The sequence below is a fragment of the Rubripirellula reticaptiva genome (assembly GCF_007860175.1).
In the GTDB taxonomy this organism is placed as follows: Bacteria; Planctomycetota; Planctomycetia; order Pirellulales; family Pirellulaceae; genus Rubripirellula; species Rubripirellula reticaptiva.
The window spans coordinates 1,000,464-1,018,938 of the sequence record NZ_SJPX01000004.1; the positions used below are offsets into that span (position 1 = coordinate 1,000,464).

Consider the following 18,475-nt stretch of genomic DNA (forward strand, 5'->3'; position numbering starts at 1 on the left):
CTAAGCAAGGATGTCGTCCAGGTCGTCATCGGCAACATCTTCGGACGCTCGATAAGCACTCAGCAGTGCGGTTGGGTCAATGATCCGCCAAGACGGCAAGCTGGTTGCGACCGCGGTGACGAATGCACCACCGCGAAGCGCCCACAGCACGTAACCAATCGAGAACAAACCGGCTGCGGTGCCAGCATTGCCAACCAACAGGTCGCCGGTGCTCTCTTCAGCGACCGAGCTATTGTCGCTCCAGTTGATCCACGCGATCGTGTCTTGCAATGCGCTCTGCAAGAGCGGTCGATCCGTTGAATTGAAATCGGTGTGGCCGTCACTCGAGCGCGAAACAGACGAGTCCCTGACGCTCGCGTAAATCATCGATGTGCCTGCTTGATCACTGCGTTCAAAGGTTTGCAGTTTCAGTTTCGCGTTCATTGCCTGGTCTCGATCGCCGGCCACTGTGTTTTTGGTCGACGTATCGGTTTCCGGCGACGTAACCGTCGGCGGGCTTGTCAGCGGCGAACCGCTTGCGTCTGGTGAGCCCGTCTCGGTTGTTTCCGGATTCGGGTCCGTCGTCGGTGTGGTAGGTGTCGTTGGAGTTTCGGGCCCCTGCGGCGCTTGAACTGCGTTCACCGTGATTCTTACTTCGACCGAATCGCTCTGCAGGTTGCCGTCGTCGACAAGGTAGGTGAATGCATCAGAACCATAGAAGCCAGGGTTCGGCGTGTAAGTCAGTCGGCCATCCGCCAACAATGTAAGTGTGCCGTTTGACGTCGGAGTAATGACATACGCCGTCAACGGGTCACCATCGATGTCGCTGTCGTTGACAATCACGCCGGTCGCCGACGAAATCGTCAGCGTGCTGCCCGCGTTGACCGAATAGTTGTCAACGTAGGCCACGGGGGCTTCGTTGATGTCAACGACTTGAATCGTGAAGGCTTGGTCGATCGTGCTGCCGTCACTGCTGGTAGCTTGAACGACGATCGAATGGCTGCTTTCGGATTCAAAGTCAACGCTGCCAATCAGCGTGACGATACCCGAGTTCGCGTGGATCTCGAATCGACCGTCTGCGTCGTTTAGCAGCGAGTACGTGACAACGTCTGTGCTGTCTTGATCGATGGCGAGGGCTGTCAGTTTCGCGCTGGCGCCGGATGCCGCGTTTTCATTGATCGAAGCTGTGAATCCGCTGTTGTTGACGATTGGCCCAACAGCAAACTCGTTGATGTCACCAATCGCGATCGTAAAGACCGATTCAGTCCACGATCCGTCTTGGCTGGTCGAGCGTGCCGTGATTGATTGGCTCGCTCCGTGCAGTTCACGATCGATGTCAGCGGCGGTGGTCACAACACCACTGTTAATGTCGATTTGGAACAGGCCGTTCGGATTGCTTGTTAGCGAATAGCTAATGTTATTGTTGGTGCTGTCCGCATCGGATGCCGATGCCGTGATTCCCACGGTCGTGCCGATTGCGACGTTTTCGTCAATCGCATTCGCCGCGCCGTCAATGTCCGTGGTTGCGGTAGTCGAAAATTCATTGACGTCGTTGACAGCGATGGTCATCGTGTCGGTCGACGTCGAAAGGTCAGACGAAGTCGCACGGACCACAATGTCGTGGGACGATGCCTGTTCGCGATCCAGCAACGAGCCGTTCGCTACCGTAACCACACCCGTGGTCGGATTGATCGCGAATCGGCCGCCGGCGTTGTCGTCCAGCGAGTAGGTGACCGTATTGGTGGTTGCGTCGGCGTCGGACGCCAAGGCTGTGATGCCAACGGTGGTTCCGTTTGCTGCATTCTCGTTGACGCTGTTCACGCCTCCATCGCTGTCGACCGGCGTCGTGACGTTGAACTCGTTGACGTCATTCAAGTTGATGGTCACGGTGCGATCGTAGATTGCTCCTGCTGCGTCGGTGACTCGGATGGTGATGTCGTGTGACGTAGCGGTTTCGTAGTCCAGCAAGTTACTGTTGGCGACAGTGACTTCGCCGGTCGTGGGGTTGATGCTGAAACGTCCGTTTGCGTTGTCGAAAAGACTGTACGAAAGCGTGTCGGTCGCATCGACGTCGTTGCCCGTGAATGATCCAACGCTGGTGCCGTTCGCCGAGTTTTCGTCGAGGTTTCCGAAGACTGCCGTGATCGAATGGGGAGCATCGTTGGCACCACGAATGGTAATCGCGACTTGCGTGGTGCTGGTCGCACCAGCAGCGTCACGAACCGTGTAGGTGAACACGTCGGTCAGCGTTTCGGTTGGGATTCGCAGTGCTTGAACGTCGGGGTTGCTGTTGTTGACGACGTAGGTGTAGTCGCCGGTCGCGCTGATCTGGATCGATCCATACATGCCCGTGACGTTGGCTGCGACATTTCCAGTCGCACTGGCTGCGGTTCCTGCGACAACGCCGCTGACCGTTTTTGTGTCGCCATTGTCAACGTCCGTGTCATTCGTCAAGACGTTGCCTGTCGCATCGGTGCCAGCGGTCGCATTATTGATTCCGCCAGCCTCGTCGGCAGCACCGTTGTTGAGGACCGCGACTGGTGCATCATTCGTTCCCGTAACCGTGATCGTAACGGTGGCCTGTGAGGTCGCACTGTTGTTGTCGGTGACTTCGTAGACGAAGGTCACGTCACGTGTCTCGCCCAACGCCAAGTCTTGGAAATCGGCGCCCGGATCGAAGGAGTAATTACCGTTGGCCTGAACGGTGACGCTGCCTTCGGCTGTGTTGCTGATGAGTGTGTAGGTATGCGTATCGTTAGTATCAACATCGGTTTCACTGAGCGTTCCGTTGACGACCGCTCCATCTTCCGTGGCCGTGTTCACTCCGGCTTGCGCCACGGGGCCGTCGTTGGTCCCCGTGACCGTGATCACGACATTGGCTTGACTGGTGGCGCCGTTATTGTCGGCGACTTCGTAGGTGAAAGTCACATCGCGGGTCTCGCCCAAGGCCAGGTCTTGGAAGTCCACGCCCGGATCGAACGAGTAATTGCCGTTGGACTGGACCGTCACGCTACCTTCGCTGGTGTTGCTGGTCAGCGTGTAGGTGTGCGTATCGTTGGTATCCGCATCGGTTTCACTGAGCGTGCCGTTGACGACCGCGCCGTCTTCGGTGGCCGTGTTGGTGCCGGCTTGCGCCACCGGTCCGTCGTTGGTCCCCGTGACCGTGATCACCCCGTTGGCCTGGCTGGTGGCGCCGTTGTTGTCAGCGACTTCATAGGTGAAGGTCACGTCACGTGTCTCGCCCAGCGCCAAGTCTTGGAAATCGGCGCCCGGATCGAAGGAGTAATTACCGTTGGCCTGAACGGTGACACTGCCTTCGGCTGTGTTGCTGATCAGCGTGTAGGTATGCACATCGTTAGTGTCAACATCGGTTTCACTGAGCGTTCCGTTGACGACCGCTCCATCTTCGGTGGCCGTGTTCACTCCCGCTTGCGCCACCGGACCGTCATTGGTTCCCGTCACGGTGATCACAACATTGGCCTGGCTGGTGGCGCCGTTGTTATCGGCGACTTCATAGGTAAAGGTCACATCACGGGTTTCACCGAGTGCCAGGTCTTGGAAGTCAGCGCCCGGATCGAACGAGTAGTTGCCGTTGGCGAGGACGGTGACGCTACCTTCGGCTGTGTTGCTGATCAACGCGTAGCTATGCGTGTCGCTCGTGTCAGCATCGGTTTCACTGAGCGTTCCGTTAACCGTCGCACCATCTTCGGTGGCCGAATGGGTTCCTGCTTGCGCCAAAGGGCCGTCGTTGGTTCCGTTGACCGTGATCACCACGTCTTGCGAGTCGGTCGCTCCTTGGCTGTCGGTGACCGTGATCGTGTAGGTCAACGTCAACGATTCGCCGACGGCCAGGTAGTCAAACGATTCGCTGGCCGAGTTGAATGCCCATGTGAGCTGGTCGACCGTTTCGGTTCCGTCCAGCACACTCGCGGTGGATGTTAACATCGCTAGGAGTGCCGCGTTGTTGGATCCTAAACCGGTGGTGGTTCCGCTGGAAACGACCCCGGTGACTGACGACGACACCAAGTCGCTGAGATCCAGATCGGTGGTCGTTAGCGTGCCGCTGGTGTTTATCGTCGTATCGGTCTCTGTCAATGCTTCGGCAGCACTGTCACCGACTTCGATCGTGACAACGGGAGCATCGTTGGTGCCGTTGATCGTGATCACCACGTCATGGGTATCGGTCGCCCCTTGGCTGTCGGTGACCGTGATTGTGTACGTCAGTGTCAGTGATTCGCCGACCGCCAAGTAGTCGAAAGATTCACTGGCGGAATTGAATGCCCAAGTGAGCTGGTCAACCGTTTCGGTGCCGTCCAGAACGGTGGCGGTGGACGTCAACATCGCCAGTAACGCCGCGTTGCCCGACGCCAGACCCGTGGTGGTTCCGCTGGAGACGACACTGCTGACGGTCGAAGTCACCGTGTCGGAGAGGTCGAGGTCGGTAACGGTCAATGTGCCCGATGTTGTCAGCGTCGTGTCGGTCTCACTGATCGAGTCGGCTGCGTTGTCACCGGTTTCTACGGAAACCACGGGCAGGTCATTCGCACCGCTGATGGTGATGACAACGTCTTGGGTATCCGTCGCCCCTTGGCTGTCGGTGACCGTGATCGTGTAAGTCAGAACCAGGGACTCGCCATCAGACAGGTAGTCAAAGTGCTCACTGCCAGAATTAAAGTTCCAAGTCAGCGTGTCGACGGTTTCGGAATTGTCCAAAACACTGGCCGTTGAACTAAGCATGGCCAATAGGGCTGCGTTGTTCGACCCAAGTCCGGTGGTATCGCCACTGGCAACCACGCCACTGACGGTAGAGGCGACCGTATCGGATAGATCCAGATCAGTGGTCGTCAATGTACCCGTGCTCGTCAACGTCACGCTGTTCTCGGTCAACGAATCGGCCGCACTGTCGCCTGCTTCGATGGTGACAACGGACGCGTCGTTGGTTCCGTTGATCGTGATCACGACGTCTTGAGTGTCGGTGGCTCCTTGGCTGTCGGTGATGGTGATCGTGTAGGTCAACGTTAGCGACTCACCAACGGCTAGATGGCCGAATGACTCTGTGCTGGAATTGAAGTTCCAAGTCAGTTTGTCGGAGGTCTCGGTGGCATCCAATACGTTGTTGGTCGACGTCAGCATGGCCAATAGGGCTGCGTTGTCCGAGCCAAGTCCCGTCGTTGTTCCGCCCGCAACGACTCCGGTCACGCCCGAGGTCACTAAATCCGTCAGGTCGAGGTCGGAGACCGAAAGTGTTCCGGAACTTGTCAGCGTCGTGTCAGTTTCGGTCAACGACTCTGCCGCACTGTCGCCAAGTTGAACCGAAACATCCGGAGTGTCGTTGGTGCCAGTGATCGTGATGGTGACGGTTTCCGTATCACTGAGCGGGGTACCGTCATCGTCGGTGGCGCTGACGGTGTAAGTCAGTGCCAACGTCTCGCCATCAGCCAAGAAGTCGAACGCTTCGCTGCCGGAATTGAAGTTCCATGTCAGCGTGTCGGTGGTCTCGGTTCCATCGAGAATCGCGGTCGGAGTGACTGTTAAGAAACTCTTGATCGTCGAGTTGGTGAGGGTTCCTGGAACGCTAGCCGAGCCGGTGCCAGTGACCGCAACCGAGTCGACAGCTGCCGTCACATTGTCGGTGCGGTCGATGTCGGAGATCGTCAGTGTGCCGCTGTCGGTCAGTCCTGCATCGGTTTCCGTCAACGATGAAGAGTCCGGCCCATCGGTGATGACCGGTGCGTCGTTCGTGCCGTTGATCGTGATCGTGACTTCTTGCGTATCGGTCGCACCTTGGCTGTCGGTGACCGTGATCGTGTATGTCAGCGTGAGTGATTCGCCGGTTGCCAGGTAGTCAAACGATTCGCTGGCCGAGTTGAATGCCCATGTGAGCTGGTCGGTCAATTCAGTCGCATCGAGTACATTCGCGGTCGAAGTCAGCATTGCCAGAAGTGCGGCGTTGTTCGAGCCCAGACCCGTGGTTGTGCCACTGGCCACGACGCCCGTGACGCTGGAGGTCACGACATCGCTCAAGTCGGAATCGTCGACCGTCAGTGTTCCCGAAGTCGTCAGCGTCGTGTCGGTTTCGGTCAACGACTCTGCCGCACTGTCGCCAAGTTGAACGGAAACGACCGGAGCGTCGTTGGTTCCCGTGATCGTGACTGTGACGGTTTCGGTGTCCGATAGCGGGGTGCCGTCGTCATCGGTCGCGCTGACCGTATAAGTCATTACCAACGTCTCGCCATCAGCCAAGAAGTCGAACGCTTCGCTGCCGGAATTGAAGTTCCATGTCAGCGTGTCGGTGGTCTCGGTGCCATCGAGGATCGCGGCCGGAGTGACTGTTAAGAAACTCTTGAGCGTCGCGTTGGTGAGGGTTCCTGGAACGCTGGCCGAGCCGGTGCCAGTGACTGCAACCGAGTCGACGGCTGCCGTCACATTGTCGGTGCGGTCGATGTCGGAGATCGTCAATGTGCCGCTGTCGGTCAGTCCAGAATCAGTTTCCGTCAACGATGAAGTGTCCGGCCCATCGGTGATGACCGGTGCGTCGTTCGTGCCGTTGATCGTGATCGTGACGTCTTGCGTATCGATCGCACCTTGGCTGTCGGTAACCGTGATCGTGTAAGTCAGAGTGAGTGATTCGCCGGTTGCCAAGTAGTCGAACACTTCGCTGCCGGAGTTGAAATCCCAAGTCAGTTGACCGCTGGTTTGCGAAGCATTCAATACAGATCCGGTCGAAGACAGCATCGCTAGCAAAGCTGTATTGTCGGAGCCCAAGCCGGTCGTGTTGCCAGTTACGACTAAACCGGTAACGGCGGACGTCACCGGATCGCTGAGATCGACGTCGGTGACCGTCAACGTGCCCGATGTGCTGAGTGTGGTGTCAGTTTCGCTGATGGAGCTGGCGGCACTATCGCCAACTTCGATGCTAATCACCGGTTCATCGTTGCGGCCTTCGATCGTAACGGTGATTTGTGTCGTCGAAGTCGCACCGCTGGCATCGACGGTTGTGTAGGTGAAGACGTCATTGATTGTGTCGCTGGACGTGAGCAAGGCTTGAACTGCGGCGTTGCTGTTGTCGACCGTGTAGTTGTAGTTTCCACTAGCGTCGATGTTGATCACACCATAACTACCCGAGACATTGGAGCCGACGTTGCCGCTCGCTGATCCGGCGACTCCCGCCACAACGCCTGAGACGTTTTTCGTGTCGCCGCTATCCACGTCCGTATCGTTCGTCAGCACATTGCCGGACGGATTCGTGCCCGCGGTTGCGTTGTTCAATCCTCCTGCTTCGACGGCTGTGGCTGAGTCCGCGTTGGCGACGGGGTTGTCATTGGCTCCGCGGACGGTGATCGTGATTTGCGTTGTCGATTCCTGTCCACCGGCGTCTTTGACGGTGTAGGAGAAAACTTCGCTCAACGTATCGCTGGTCGTTCGCAGGGCTTGTACGGCGGCGTTGTTCTCGTCGATCTCGTAGGTATAACTTCCGTTGGCCGCGAGCGTGATGCTGCCGTAGGTGCCGGCAAACGAGTTGCCGATGTTGCCGCTGGTTGAACCGACGACGCCTTGTGCAACACCGGTGACGGACCACGTGTCACCGGCGTCGACTTGATCGTCGTTGGTCAGTACGTTTCCGGTCGCATCGCTGCCAGCGTTCGCGTTGGCGACGCCGCCGGATTCATAGGCCGTGCCAAAGTCCGCGAACGCGACTGGCGCATCATCAGCACCTTGGATCGTGACGGTAACCTGTGTCGTCGATTCGGCGCCGGACGCGTCTTGGACGGTGTAGGTGAATGTGTCGGTTAGCGTGTCGCTGATGGAGAGTAGATCCTGGACGGCCGCGTTGCTGTTGTCGACGGTGTAAGTGTACGAACCGTTGGATGCGATGTTGATTGTGCCGTAAAGACCCGACACGCTCGCGCCGACATTGCCGCTGGCCGTGCCGACGATGCCCGCCGACACGCCGCTGACGTTTTTGGTATCCCCCGCGTCGGCGTCGGTGTCGTTGTCCAACACGTTGCCGGTTGGATTGGCACCCGCGGTGCCGTTGGCCGTACCGCTGGCTTCGACCGCAGTGGCGGTGTCAGCGACCGCGACGATGTTTTCGTTCGCGCCGTGAACCGTCACGGTGATTTGCGTGGTCGATGTAAGTCCGTCGGTATCTTGGAAAGTGTACGTGAAGACGTCATCGAGCGTGTCGCCGCTGGTGCGCAGTGCTTGGACGGCGGCATTGTTATTGTCGACATTGTAAGTGTACGAGCCGTCAGAGTTGATTGTGATCTCGCCGTACGACCCCGTGACGTTCGATCCGACGCTTCCCGATGCGCTGACTTGCACACCGGAGGCCACACCGACGACTGTTTTCGTATCTGCCGCGTCGACATCGGTGTCATTGGTCAAGACATTACCCGTCGGATTCGCACCCGCGGTCGCATTGCCGTCGCCGCCACTCTCGTAGGCATCGGCGATATCAGCCACCGCCGTCGGCGTGTCGTTGGAGCCTTCAATGGTGATCGTGATTTCGGCAGTGCTAGTCGCTCCGGCGGTGTCTGCGGCTTGGTAGCTGAAGATTTCTTGCAACGTATCGCTGGTCGTTCGCAGGGCTTGAACAGCGGCGTTATTTTCGTTGATAACATACGTGTACGAGCCGTCATTGTTGATGACGATACTGCCGTAGGTGCCGGTCACACTCGCACCGACGCTGCCACTGGGCGACGAGACGCTGCCCGCCGCCACGCCGGTGACGGTTTTTGTATCGCCGCTGTCGACGTCCGCGTCATTGGTCAATACGTTGCCGGTTGCGTTGCTGCCGGCGGCTGCATTGTTCAAGCCGCCCGCTTCGGTTGCGGTGCCGGTGTCGTCGACCGCGAAGATGTCATCGTTTTGGCCGTCGACCGTGATGGTTAATTGCGTGTAGGACTCGTTGTCCAAGTCGTCCTTCATCGTGTAGGTGAAGACGTCGGTAACGTGATCACCGGCGGTCAACAACGCTTCGACGGCTGGGTTATCGTTGTCCAGTGTGTAGGTGTAAGTTCCGTCGCTGTTGATGACGACGGTGCCGTAAGTGCCCGTGACGGTGGTGCCAACATTACCCGTCGATGCCCCGGTGTTGCCCACCGCGACGCCAGTCACGGTTTTTCCGTTGTTGGACACATCGTTGTCCAGCACATTGCCCGATGGATTGGATCCCGTCGTTGCGTTGGCCGTTCCACCATCTTCGACGGCTGTGGCCATGTCGGCTTCGGCGACCGGCAAGTCGGTGCGACCGTCAATCGCGATGACGATTTGGGTCGTGGATTCGAGTCCGTCTGTGTCGCGAACCGTGTACGTGAATGTTTCGCTCAGCGACTCGCCGTCGTTGAGAGCTTCGACGGTTGCATTGTCGTTGTCGAGCGTGTAGGTGTAAGTACCGTTGCTGTTGATGACGATGCTGCCGTAGGAGCCCGTGATCGCGCTGCCAACGTTGCCGCTGGTGGACGATTGCACGCCGAAGTCCGCGCCGACGACGGTTTTGGTATCGCCCGCGTCGACGTCCGTGTCGTTGGTCAACACATTCCCGCTCGGGTCGGTGCCCGAAATGTTGTTGTAGATTCCGCTGGCTTCGATCGCGGTGGCTGTATTGGCGACTGCAACGGGCGCGTCGTTCGCGCCGGTGATGGTCACGGTGACTTCGGCTGTTGATTTAACACCGGCCGTGTCCTGCATCGTGTACGTGAAGACTTCGCTCAGCGATTGACCGGATGTTCGCAGCGCCTGAACGGCGGCGTTGTTGTTGTCGACGGCAAAGGTGTACGAACCGTCGCCAGCGATCGTCATCGTGCCGTACGATCCGTCGACGCCCGTCGCGACCGAACCCGATGCCGACGCTTGTGAACCGGCGGCGACTCCAACAACGGTCTTGGTATCGCCCGAGTCGGTGTCGGTGTCGTTCGTCAATACGTTGCCGCTGGGGTTGGTGCCTGCGGTGCCGTTGGCGGTTCCACCCGCTTCACTCGCCGTGATGCTATCGTCGAACGCGATCGGAGCGTCGTTCTTGCCTTGAATCGTGACGGTGGCCTGCGTCGTCGAACTCGCACCGTCGGTGTCCTGTATCGTGTAGGTGAACACATCTTGCAAGGTATCCGAAGGGCTTCGTAACGCTTCGACGGCGGCGTTGTTGTTATCGACGTTGTAAGTGAACGATCCGTTGGCGTTGATCGTGATGCCACCGTAAGTGCCGGTTACCGATGAAGCCACGTTGCCGCTGGCTGAACCGGCCGTGCCCGCGACGACGCCGACCACCGTTTTCGTATCTCCCGCGTCGACATCGGTGTCGTTGGTCAACACGTTGCCGGTCGGATCCGTTCCCGCACTCGCATTGCCGACGCCGCCGGCTTCGATCGCGGTGGAGTTGTCTGCGACGGCCACAGGTGCATCATTTTGCCCGTGAATCGTCAGCACGATTTGCGTCGACGACGAAGCGCCGCCGGAGTCTTCGACGGTGTAGGTGAATGTGTCGGTAATCGTTTGTCCGGACGTCCGCAGTGCTTGCACGTTCGCGTTGTTTTCGTCGACCGTGTAGGTGTAGCTGCCGTCGGAAGCGATGCTGAGCGAACCGTACGTGCCGCTGACCGAGGTTCCGACGTTGCCGCTGGCCGATGCGACCGTCCCGGAAGCGACGCCGATCACGTTCAACACGTCGCCGTTGTCTTTCTCGATATCGTTGTCGAGAACGTTTCCTGTAGCGTCGCTGCCCGCGGTCGCATTATTGACGCCGCCCGCTTCGGTCGCGTCGTCGGCATCCGCCACCGCGATAACGGCATCGTTGACGTCCGTGACGACGATCGATGCGTTGGCTGTCTCGGTCGAATAAGCCGTCGTGCCGCCGCGTGATGTCGAATCGGCATAGCTTGTTGATCCCGACGCGGATGCCGTGCCAGTGGTTTGATCCCAAGCGACAAAAGCGAACGTGGCCGTTTCACCGTTGAACGTATCGGGCATGTAGCGAACGTCTGCACTCGCCGAGAGCAATAACGCAGACGCATCCGAGACCGTTCCGAAGTCCGTCCATACGGTGCCGTTGGTCGAGTACTGCCAGGTCCCATTGCCGGTCACGCTGGTGATCGCAATGCCTTTGGCGGCACCGTTGTCGACGTCCGCCCAGCTCGCTGACGTCAGGATCGAGTCCACGTCGGTAGGCGTCGACGCGGTGTCTTCGTTGGTGGATGCAAGGTTGACGGTCGCGCTATCGAGAATCGTAGGCGAGTCATTGACACTCGTCACCGTGATGCGTGCCGTGCCGATTTCGTCGCTGAACGCCGTGGTTCCGCCGTTGGCGGCCGTGTTGACTTTGGTTCCCGCCGTAGAGCCATCGGTGCGATCCCAAGCGACGAACGTCAAATCAGAAGTCTCACCATTTTCGCCGTCTGGAATGAATCGCAGCATGTCGGTATCACGCAGCACGAGCGAGTTGGCGGTGCTGACCGCGCCGACGCTGTTCCAGTTCGATCCGCCGTCGAGCGAATATTCCCAGTGGCCGTTGCTGACGCTGATGCCATGAATCGCGATGCCTTCGACGGCTCCCGCATCAACATCCGTGATGCCAAAACCCGCGTTGCTGGCGATGATCGACGCGACCGTATCGCCGGTCGAACTCGTTTGATCTTCATTGATACCCGTTAGCGTATAAACGCCTGCGGAGTCATCGAGATCGGGGGAGTCATTGACCGCCGTGATATCGACGTTGACGGTGCCAAAGTCGATGTCACTGCCGCCACCAACGCCCGTGTTGCCGTTGTCATTGACTTTTACATTGATCGTGTCGACGTCGTTGCCGTTGAGGTTCGCGGTGCTGTGCAGGTACTGGACGTTGCTTGCCGTGTTCAGATACGCATTCAAATTCACTTGCGTGCCCGTCAACGTGATCGCGCCAGTGCCGTTGCCGCCAATCGTGATGCCCGTTCCTGCTGCCGCCGTCAGATTGCCTCCGGTCGAAGTGGTCAACTTAACCGTCAGCGAACCGCTCGATGCATCCACATCACTCAAGTCGATCGCCGACAAATCAACATTGCTGGACACGTCTTCGGTGACAGTGATATCGGATGGCAAACTTCCCGCGTTCGTCGGATCGTCGTTGACCGCAGTAATCGTCAGATCGGCTGTTTCCTGATCGGCGGAAAACGCTGTGGTACCACCGTTGGTGCTGGCATCCTGCAACGATCCGTTTGTGCCGACGCTACGATCCCACGCACGGAAAGTGATCGCGTTGTTGATCGTTCCGTTGTAGTTCGAATCGCTCTGGAAGTAGACGCGCGTATTGCTGGCCGCGTTCAGCACTCGCGCGGACGATTCGGAAACCGCGCCCACAGCATTCCACGTCGTGCCGCTGTCAGTTGTGTACCACCAAGTCCCGTTGGTGGTGTCGGCCGCTGTGATGGCCACGCCCGTTTGAGGGCTCGCATCGACGTCCGTCACGTTCCCGCCAATCGAAACCAAGTCGGTAATTACGGTGCCCACTGCGCCGACCGGGGGTCCCGCGTCTTCGGCTTGCGTGGTCAGCGTGACTGTGCCGCTATTATCCAGGACCGGAGCATCATTGACGTCGGTCGTCGTGATGGCAACCGATTCAATGTCCGTACTGAACGCCGTGCTGCCGCCATTGGTCGTGGTGTCGACCTTCGTGCCTGCGGTGCCGCTCGTTTGATCCCATGCTCGGAATTCTAGGGTCCGATCGGTGACGTTCCCGTTCTGACCATCGGGTGCAAAGCGAATCAAGTCGGTGGCTCGCAACAACAGGGCTTCGCTTTCCGAAACGGTGCCGACGCTATTCCAATTGGTTCCGCCATCAGTGGAGTATTCCCAGAGACCACGCCCATTATTACGAGTCGTGATCGCGATGCCCTCAACGGAACCAGAATCAACATCGCTGATGGGATTGCCGCTATCACTGGCCAACATTTGGGCCACCGTCACGCCCGCGTTGTTGACGTCATCTTCTGTAATCGTGGGAAGCCGCAAGTCGCCACTGTTGTCCAGCACTGGCGCGTCGTTGACGGCAATCACATTTTCGGTTCGAGTGTCCACCGAACTCGTGCCACCGTCGCCGTCGGTCACTTGCATCGAAATGGTGCGCTGCGCCGTGCTCGGATCTTCTGAGACGCTCTTGAACGAAACCCTTCGAGCGACTTTTTCGACGTCCGTTTGGTCCGCGTTCGCATTGAATGTAACCACCAGTGGATCAGCATCACTGGTTCCGCCGGCGATTGTGCCAATCGTGACACCGTCAATCAAAATGTTGTTTCCCACAACATTCACTTGACCTGCGCCGGTTCCCTCCGCGAGGACCTCCAATCGATCGGTTGACTCACCATTGTTGGAAATCCACGTGGTCAACTCACCGCCATCGAAATCCAGTCCGTTGGCGTCCGTGATGGATGCGAACGCATCGATGAACACTCCAACCCCGTTTTCGAAATATGTTCCACCGCCGGGGCCGAGCGATAGGACGGGCGCAACGTTTGTGTTTGTGATCGTGACTCGGTGATCGGCCGTGAAATCCATGTATGCCGGAGCGCTGATTCCCGTGGCATAGTCATCGATATAGACGCCTGTTGTGCCATCGTATCGCCGAATCACATTGCTGTTTTGATCCGCGACATACAGATTTCCGTCCGGTCCAAAGTCCACGCCTGCCGCCAAGGTCAACCCGCCCGTTCCGTTGGCGATGAACGTTGTGATTGCTCCCGTGGCCGTGTTCACCCGCAACACACCGGATGTGCTACCGACATAAAGATTTCCGTCGGGACCGATGGTCAGGTCTTCAGCACCGCTGATACTCCCAACGGTGAATGTTGCGTCCAGGACGCCTGTTGTCGCATCGTAACGAACAACGCCCGCGCTGCCTCGATGGGCGACATAGAGGAATCCATCGTCACTGAATTCGATCCCCAATGGACTGCTCAAACCCGATGGGACGAAATCGTCGGTATAGGCTCCCGTCGTGCCATCGAAACGCACGATTCGGCCGGCACCGTAGTCGGCGACGTACAGATTTCCGTCCGGGCCAAAGGCCATGCCTGCGGGATTGTTCAAGTTCGGATCACTCGCCGGAACGAACGTACCAATGAGCGTGCCGTTTGGCTGGTATTCGAGGATATTGCCCGAGTCGAGTCCGCCGACCAAATAGTTACCATTTGGCATGCGAACAGTGTTGGCATGCCCAAAGATTCCATCTGAGGAGGGAGCGAAGGTGCCCACGAACGTACCGTCCATACCGTCGTACTCGTTGACGTAGTCGCCACCGTAGGCAGGTGCCAGCATGTTCGCTTCAAAATACTGCCCATCATCGTCGATCGCACTGACAGTGATATCGAACGTCAGCCCGGCCGCATCGTTCGAATAGACGTGGGTGACCGACGCGGGGTCACCGGCGTAGGTGACGATGGAGCCGTCACCCCAATTGACGATCCAAGTGCTGATCGTGTCGTTGCCAGGGTCGACGTCGGTCAACGTCAGGGTATAAGTCGTTCCGCCACCTGCCGTCGCGTTTCCCGAGACGCTCAGGACGGGCGCCACGTTGACGATGGTCAAGCTGGTCGATGCATTGACCACGCCGCCGTTTCCGTCATCGACCTGGAGACCAATTGTGTAGACGCCATCGTCATCGACGCCCAGTCCAACCAGAGTGGACCATGTCACGGTTTCCGTCGCATTCGTCGTGACCAGATCGTCATACTGACCATCATTGTCGAGATCCCAGCGATACGTCAGGCTGTCGCCGTCCACGTCGCTCGACCCCGAAGCGTCCAGATTGAGTGCGTCACCTTCGTTGATCGTGTAAGCACCACCGTGGTCAGTCGTAGGATTGTCATTGACCGACGTCATGTTGACGGTGACGTACGCGTTGGTGAACAGCGCGCCCCCCGTGCCTTGGGTGTCGCTGCTGTTGCCATCATTGGCATTGATCGTGATGCGATAGTTGGCCTCCGGTGCGTCGCTCACGTTTTGGTACGCAATCGATTGTAGCACCGCGTTGGCCGTTGCATTGTCAACGCCTGATGCGAACGTGAAGTTCAGCACGCCGGCACTGTTGGTATGAATCGTTCCAACGACCGAACTGTTGTAGACCAGGTTGCCACCTTCGGTCAGTGTGCCCAGCAATCCCGTCGCTGAGAACACATCGTCGGCGCTCGCTCCACCGACGCGGCCGACGTAGATTGACATGCCGCCAAAGTCGTCGTCGGCCGAAAGCTCCGCGTCGAACAGATCGATGGTCGGGTACAGAACGGTCGCCGCGTTGCCTTCAGTCAGCGAAAGCGAATGCAGATCACCACTGAGTTGTTTGACTGAAATGTTGTCGACCAGTCCATCAACGTTCGCCGTTCCGTCGGACACACCGGCGGTATCGGAAGTGTCGGTGAACGTGATCGTGGAAGTCGCGGAATCGGCGATGAACGTGTAGGTGTAGCGAACGTACTGCGTGTCATCGACATCGCTGATGATTTGCGATGTCGTCAGCAAATTGCTGGATCCGTCGACGGTCACTTGAAGCGACTGATTCAGAGTCGTCGAGCCGTCACGATAGTCGAAGGTCAATGAGTAGGTTTCGGCTGCTTCGGTGGAAATGGTTTGAGAAGCAGTGTGCGGCCCAGCGACGTTACCATCGCCAAAGCTAAGTGCATTCGAAGTACCGTAAACGGACCCCGTTGTGGTCCATCCGGTCAGATCGCCCGTGGCCAAATCGCCATTGGTGATCAGTTCAGCTCCGATAAATTGCGGAGCGTCATTGACAGCGGCGATCGTGATCACCGATTGAGTCCCGACGATGGTGGTGTCGTTGACACCGTCCTGTTCGAATTCCGTGATTGATTCCAGAGTAATCGTACGACTCGTTCCCGTTGGCGATTCGCTTGCGTTCTGGTATCGAGTGTTGTCGATCACCACTGCCGCCGTCGAAGCCGCGAAGGGTGTGTCGCGAGAAACCGTCACCGTGGCGACGCTGCCAGAGACGGAAACGCTGTAGTTGAATCCGGCGTTGTCTGTCGTGCCAGTATTGCCATCGATCAGCGAGATCACCTCACTATTGATCAAAAGTTGTTCGTCCTGCCCGTCGGCAAGTCCGGCCACGGAGACGACGAACGAGCCGATTTGATCGCCAGCTTCAACCGCATCCACGGATGTTCCCGTGAAAATGTTTACTGGAAGGCCATCTTCAGTGAACGTTGCATTGGTCGGTGTCGTTGAAACGACCGGCGCATCGTCGACCGCGTGAACTTTCACAATCAATGTTTCGGTGGCCGAATCCGCATCGCCATCGTTGACGACCATCGTGATCGTACGATCGCTCGTGTCGGGATCGTCACTCGAGTTGTCAAATGTGATTTCCGCGAGTGCGTCTTTGTAATCCTGGAAAGTGACGCTATTGGCCGAATCGCTGGTCAGTGTCAACGTGATCGATCCGTCGGCGACCAAGTTACCGGCTGGTATGCCCGAGACAGAAATTCCCAACGCATTGATCGCGGTTTCATTAACATTCAGAATGTCGCCGATTCGCCCATTGGTCAGTGTGATCGTCACCGATTCAGCAAACGTGTCGTCTGGATCGTTGATTGCAAAGTCGGTATCCGTGATCGCAATCGGCCCGCCGTTTTCGGTGAAGACGGTGGTGCCGGTGTTGGCCTCCAATGAAAAATCACTGACGTTCAGTTGGTTGCTGGTGCTGGTGAAGTTGGCCAGGATCAAAGGCGAGACATATGCCGTGCCATGCCGAAAGAGCGTCTGACTGGTCGATCCGCTATCAAATCCACCACCAATTGTGACGGAGTAGTCGGACGGCGTCTCGTCGATCGCGATCCCTGATCCCAACGGATACTGGTACGTGCCGCCAGTCGGTGACATGTTGCGTACCGCTTCGCCTGCCAGGATGGTCGGCCCCGTCCACGCCGTTCGCAGCGTGATCACGCCGGTGGTGTGATCGATCGCATTTACATCCCACAGGTCTTGTAGGAAATTGCGGGTGTAGGTGTAATCGTCATAGGTTTCGCCCAGGCTGTTGGTGTAGCCGTACCAAGCGAACGATCGGTCGCCTCCGTTGGTCCCTTCGTACCACCCGGTCGCATCGCTGAGCACGATTTCGGTGGCACCGGCCACCAGGTCAACGGCTAGCGTCGTATCGACCGCACCGGCATATTTCCCCGTATGACGCGAGTTGATTTGCAAGCCGTCGATGTCATAGCTAAAGAAGCCGAGGTAGTGGATTTCGCCCGAGTTGTAGTTTCCGCCCGCTCCATCGCCGGAAAAGGCCGTCACCGAAAGGTCATAGGTTTCGCTAGCGTCAATCGCGATCCAGTTGGCCGATGAGATCGTTGCTTTGCCAACGGTGGTTGAAGTGGTAGAACCGCCGAAGTCGCCAATGAACGTATCAAATCCACTTGAAATCGTTGCAGCGTCGTTCACGTCGGCTGAGTTGATGGTGACTTGATCATTCGTTGAACTGAAAGCCGTCGTCCCGCCACGAACGGTCACGTCGGCTGTCCCGCCCGCACTTCCCGTGGTTTGATCCCATCCGTAGTAGCTAAGCGTCATCGTTCCGCCGGTGACACCGTTGGGCGTGAAGCGAATCAAATCATTTGATCGCAGCAGCAACGCATCGGAAGAGTTGACACTACCCATCGTGCTCCAGGTGCTTCCGCCGTTGACGCTGTATTCGAGCGTTCCGACGTTTCCGTTCCAATCGTAAAGCGCAAGCCCTTCGACGGTACCGGAATCGACATCGGAAACACTGCTGCCCAGGACAGCGGACACCGGAGCCGTAAACGAACCCGCATCTTCGTTGGTGTTATAGACCGGAGCGTAGGGTGACATCACCGGCGCGTCATTGACGGCGGTGACTGACGTGTTCAAAGTGACCGGCGTTCCGCTGATTGGGGAACTTCCTCCAGTAACAGAGGCATCGAAAATCGTCTTTGACGCGCCGCTGGTAAAACCTCCCGCGTAAGTGTCGTCGACCGCATGCAAGGACAAGCCGGACGGTGTACCGTTGTAATTCGCAGCTGGCAAAAAGCGAAGCATTGCGTTGACGTCCAAGGCAATGGACGTGGCCGTTCCCACTGTGCCTACATTGAACCAGTTTGCGCCGCTATCAGTGGAATACTGCCAGGTTCCCTGTCCTGCAATCTGGGGATTGTTGGTGATCAAAATCCCTGTGAAAGACGCGCTCGCATCGGCATCGCTGAACGATCCGCCAAACAAGTTGCTGACTGTTTCGCCGACTGGATTCGTGCTGTCTTCTGCAACTGGGGCTAGCGAGCCGGTTGAAACAGTCGGGCTGTCATTCTCGCCCGTGATAGTCAGCACGACCGTCGCTGTGTCAGAACCGCCGCTGCCATCGCTGATGGTGTAAGTAAAACTGTCCGTCGTCGTAGTGCCGTCAGCAAGTGAATCGAAGGCTCCGTTGGGATCGTAGTCAAAACTACCAGACGCATCGAGCGTCAGTTTTGCACCGGAGGCAAGCGTGATTTCCACACCGACG

The 18,475-nt window shown here is 57.8% G+C and carries 1 protein-coding gene (running past one end of the window); it reads right to left on the minus strand.

Features of this window, described 5'->3' with window-relative positions:
• Positions 1 to 18,475: the 3' portion of a VCBS domain-containing protein gene (locus Poly59_RS20930; RefSeq protein WP_186776420.1), read on the minus strand. 11,129 nt of this gene lie beyond the right edge of the window; the window shows 18,475 of its 29,604 coding nt (coding positions 11,130-29,604); its start codon lies beyond the right edge, outside the window; the stop codon is at positions 1 to 3.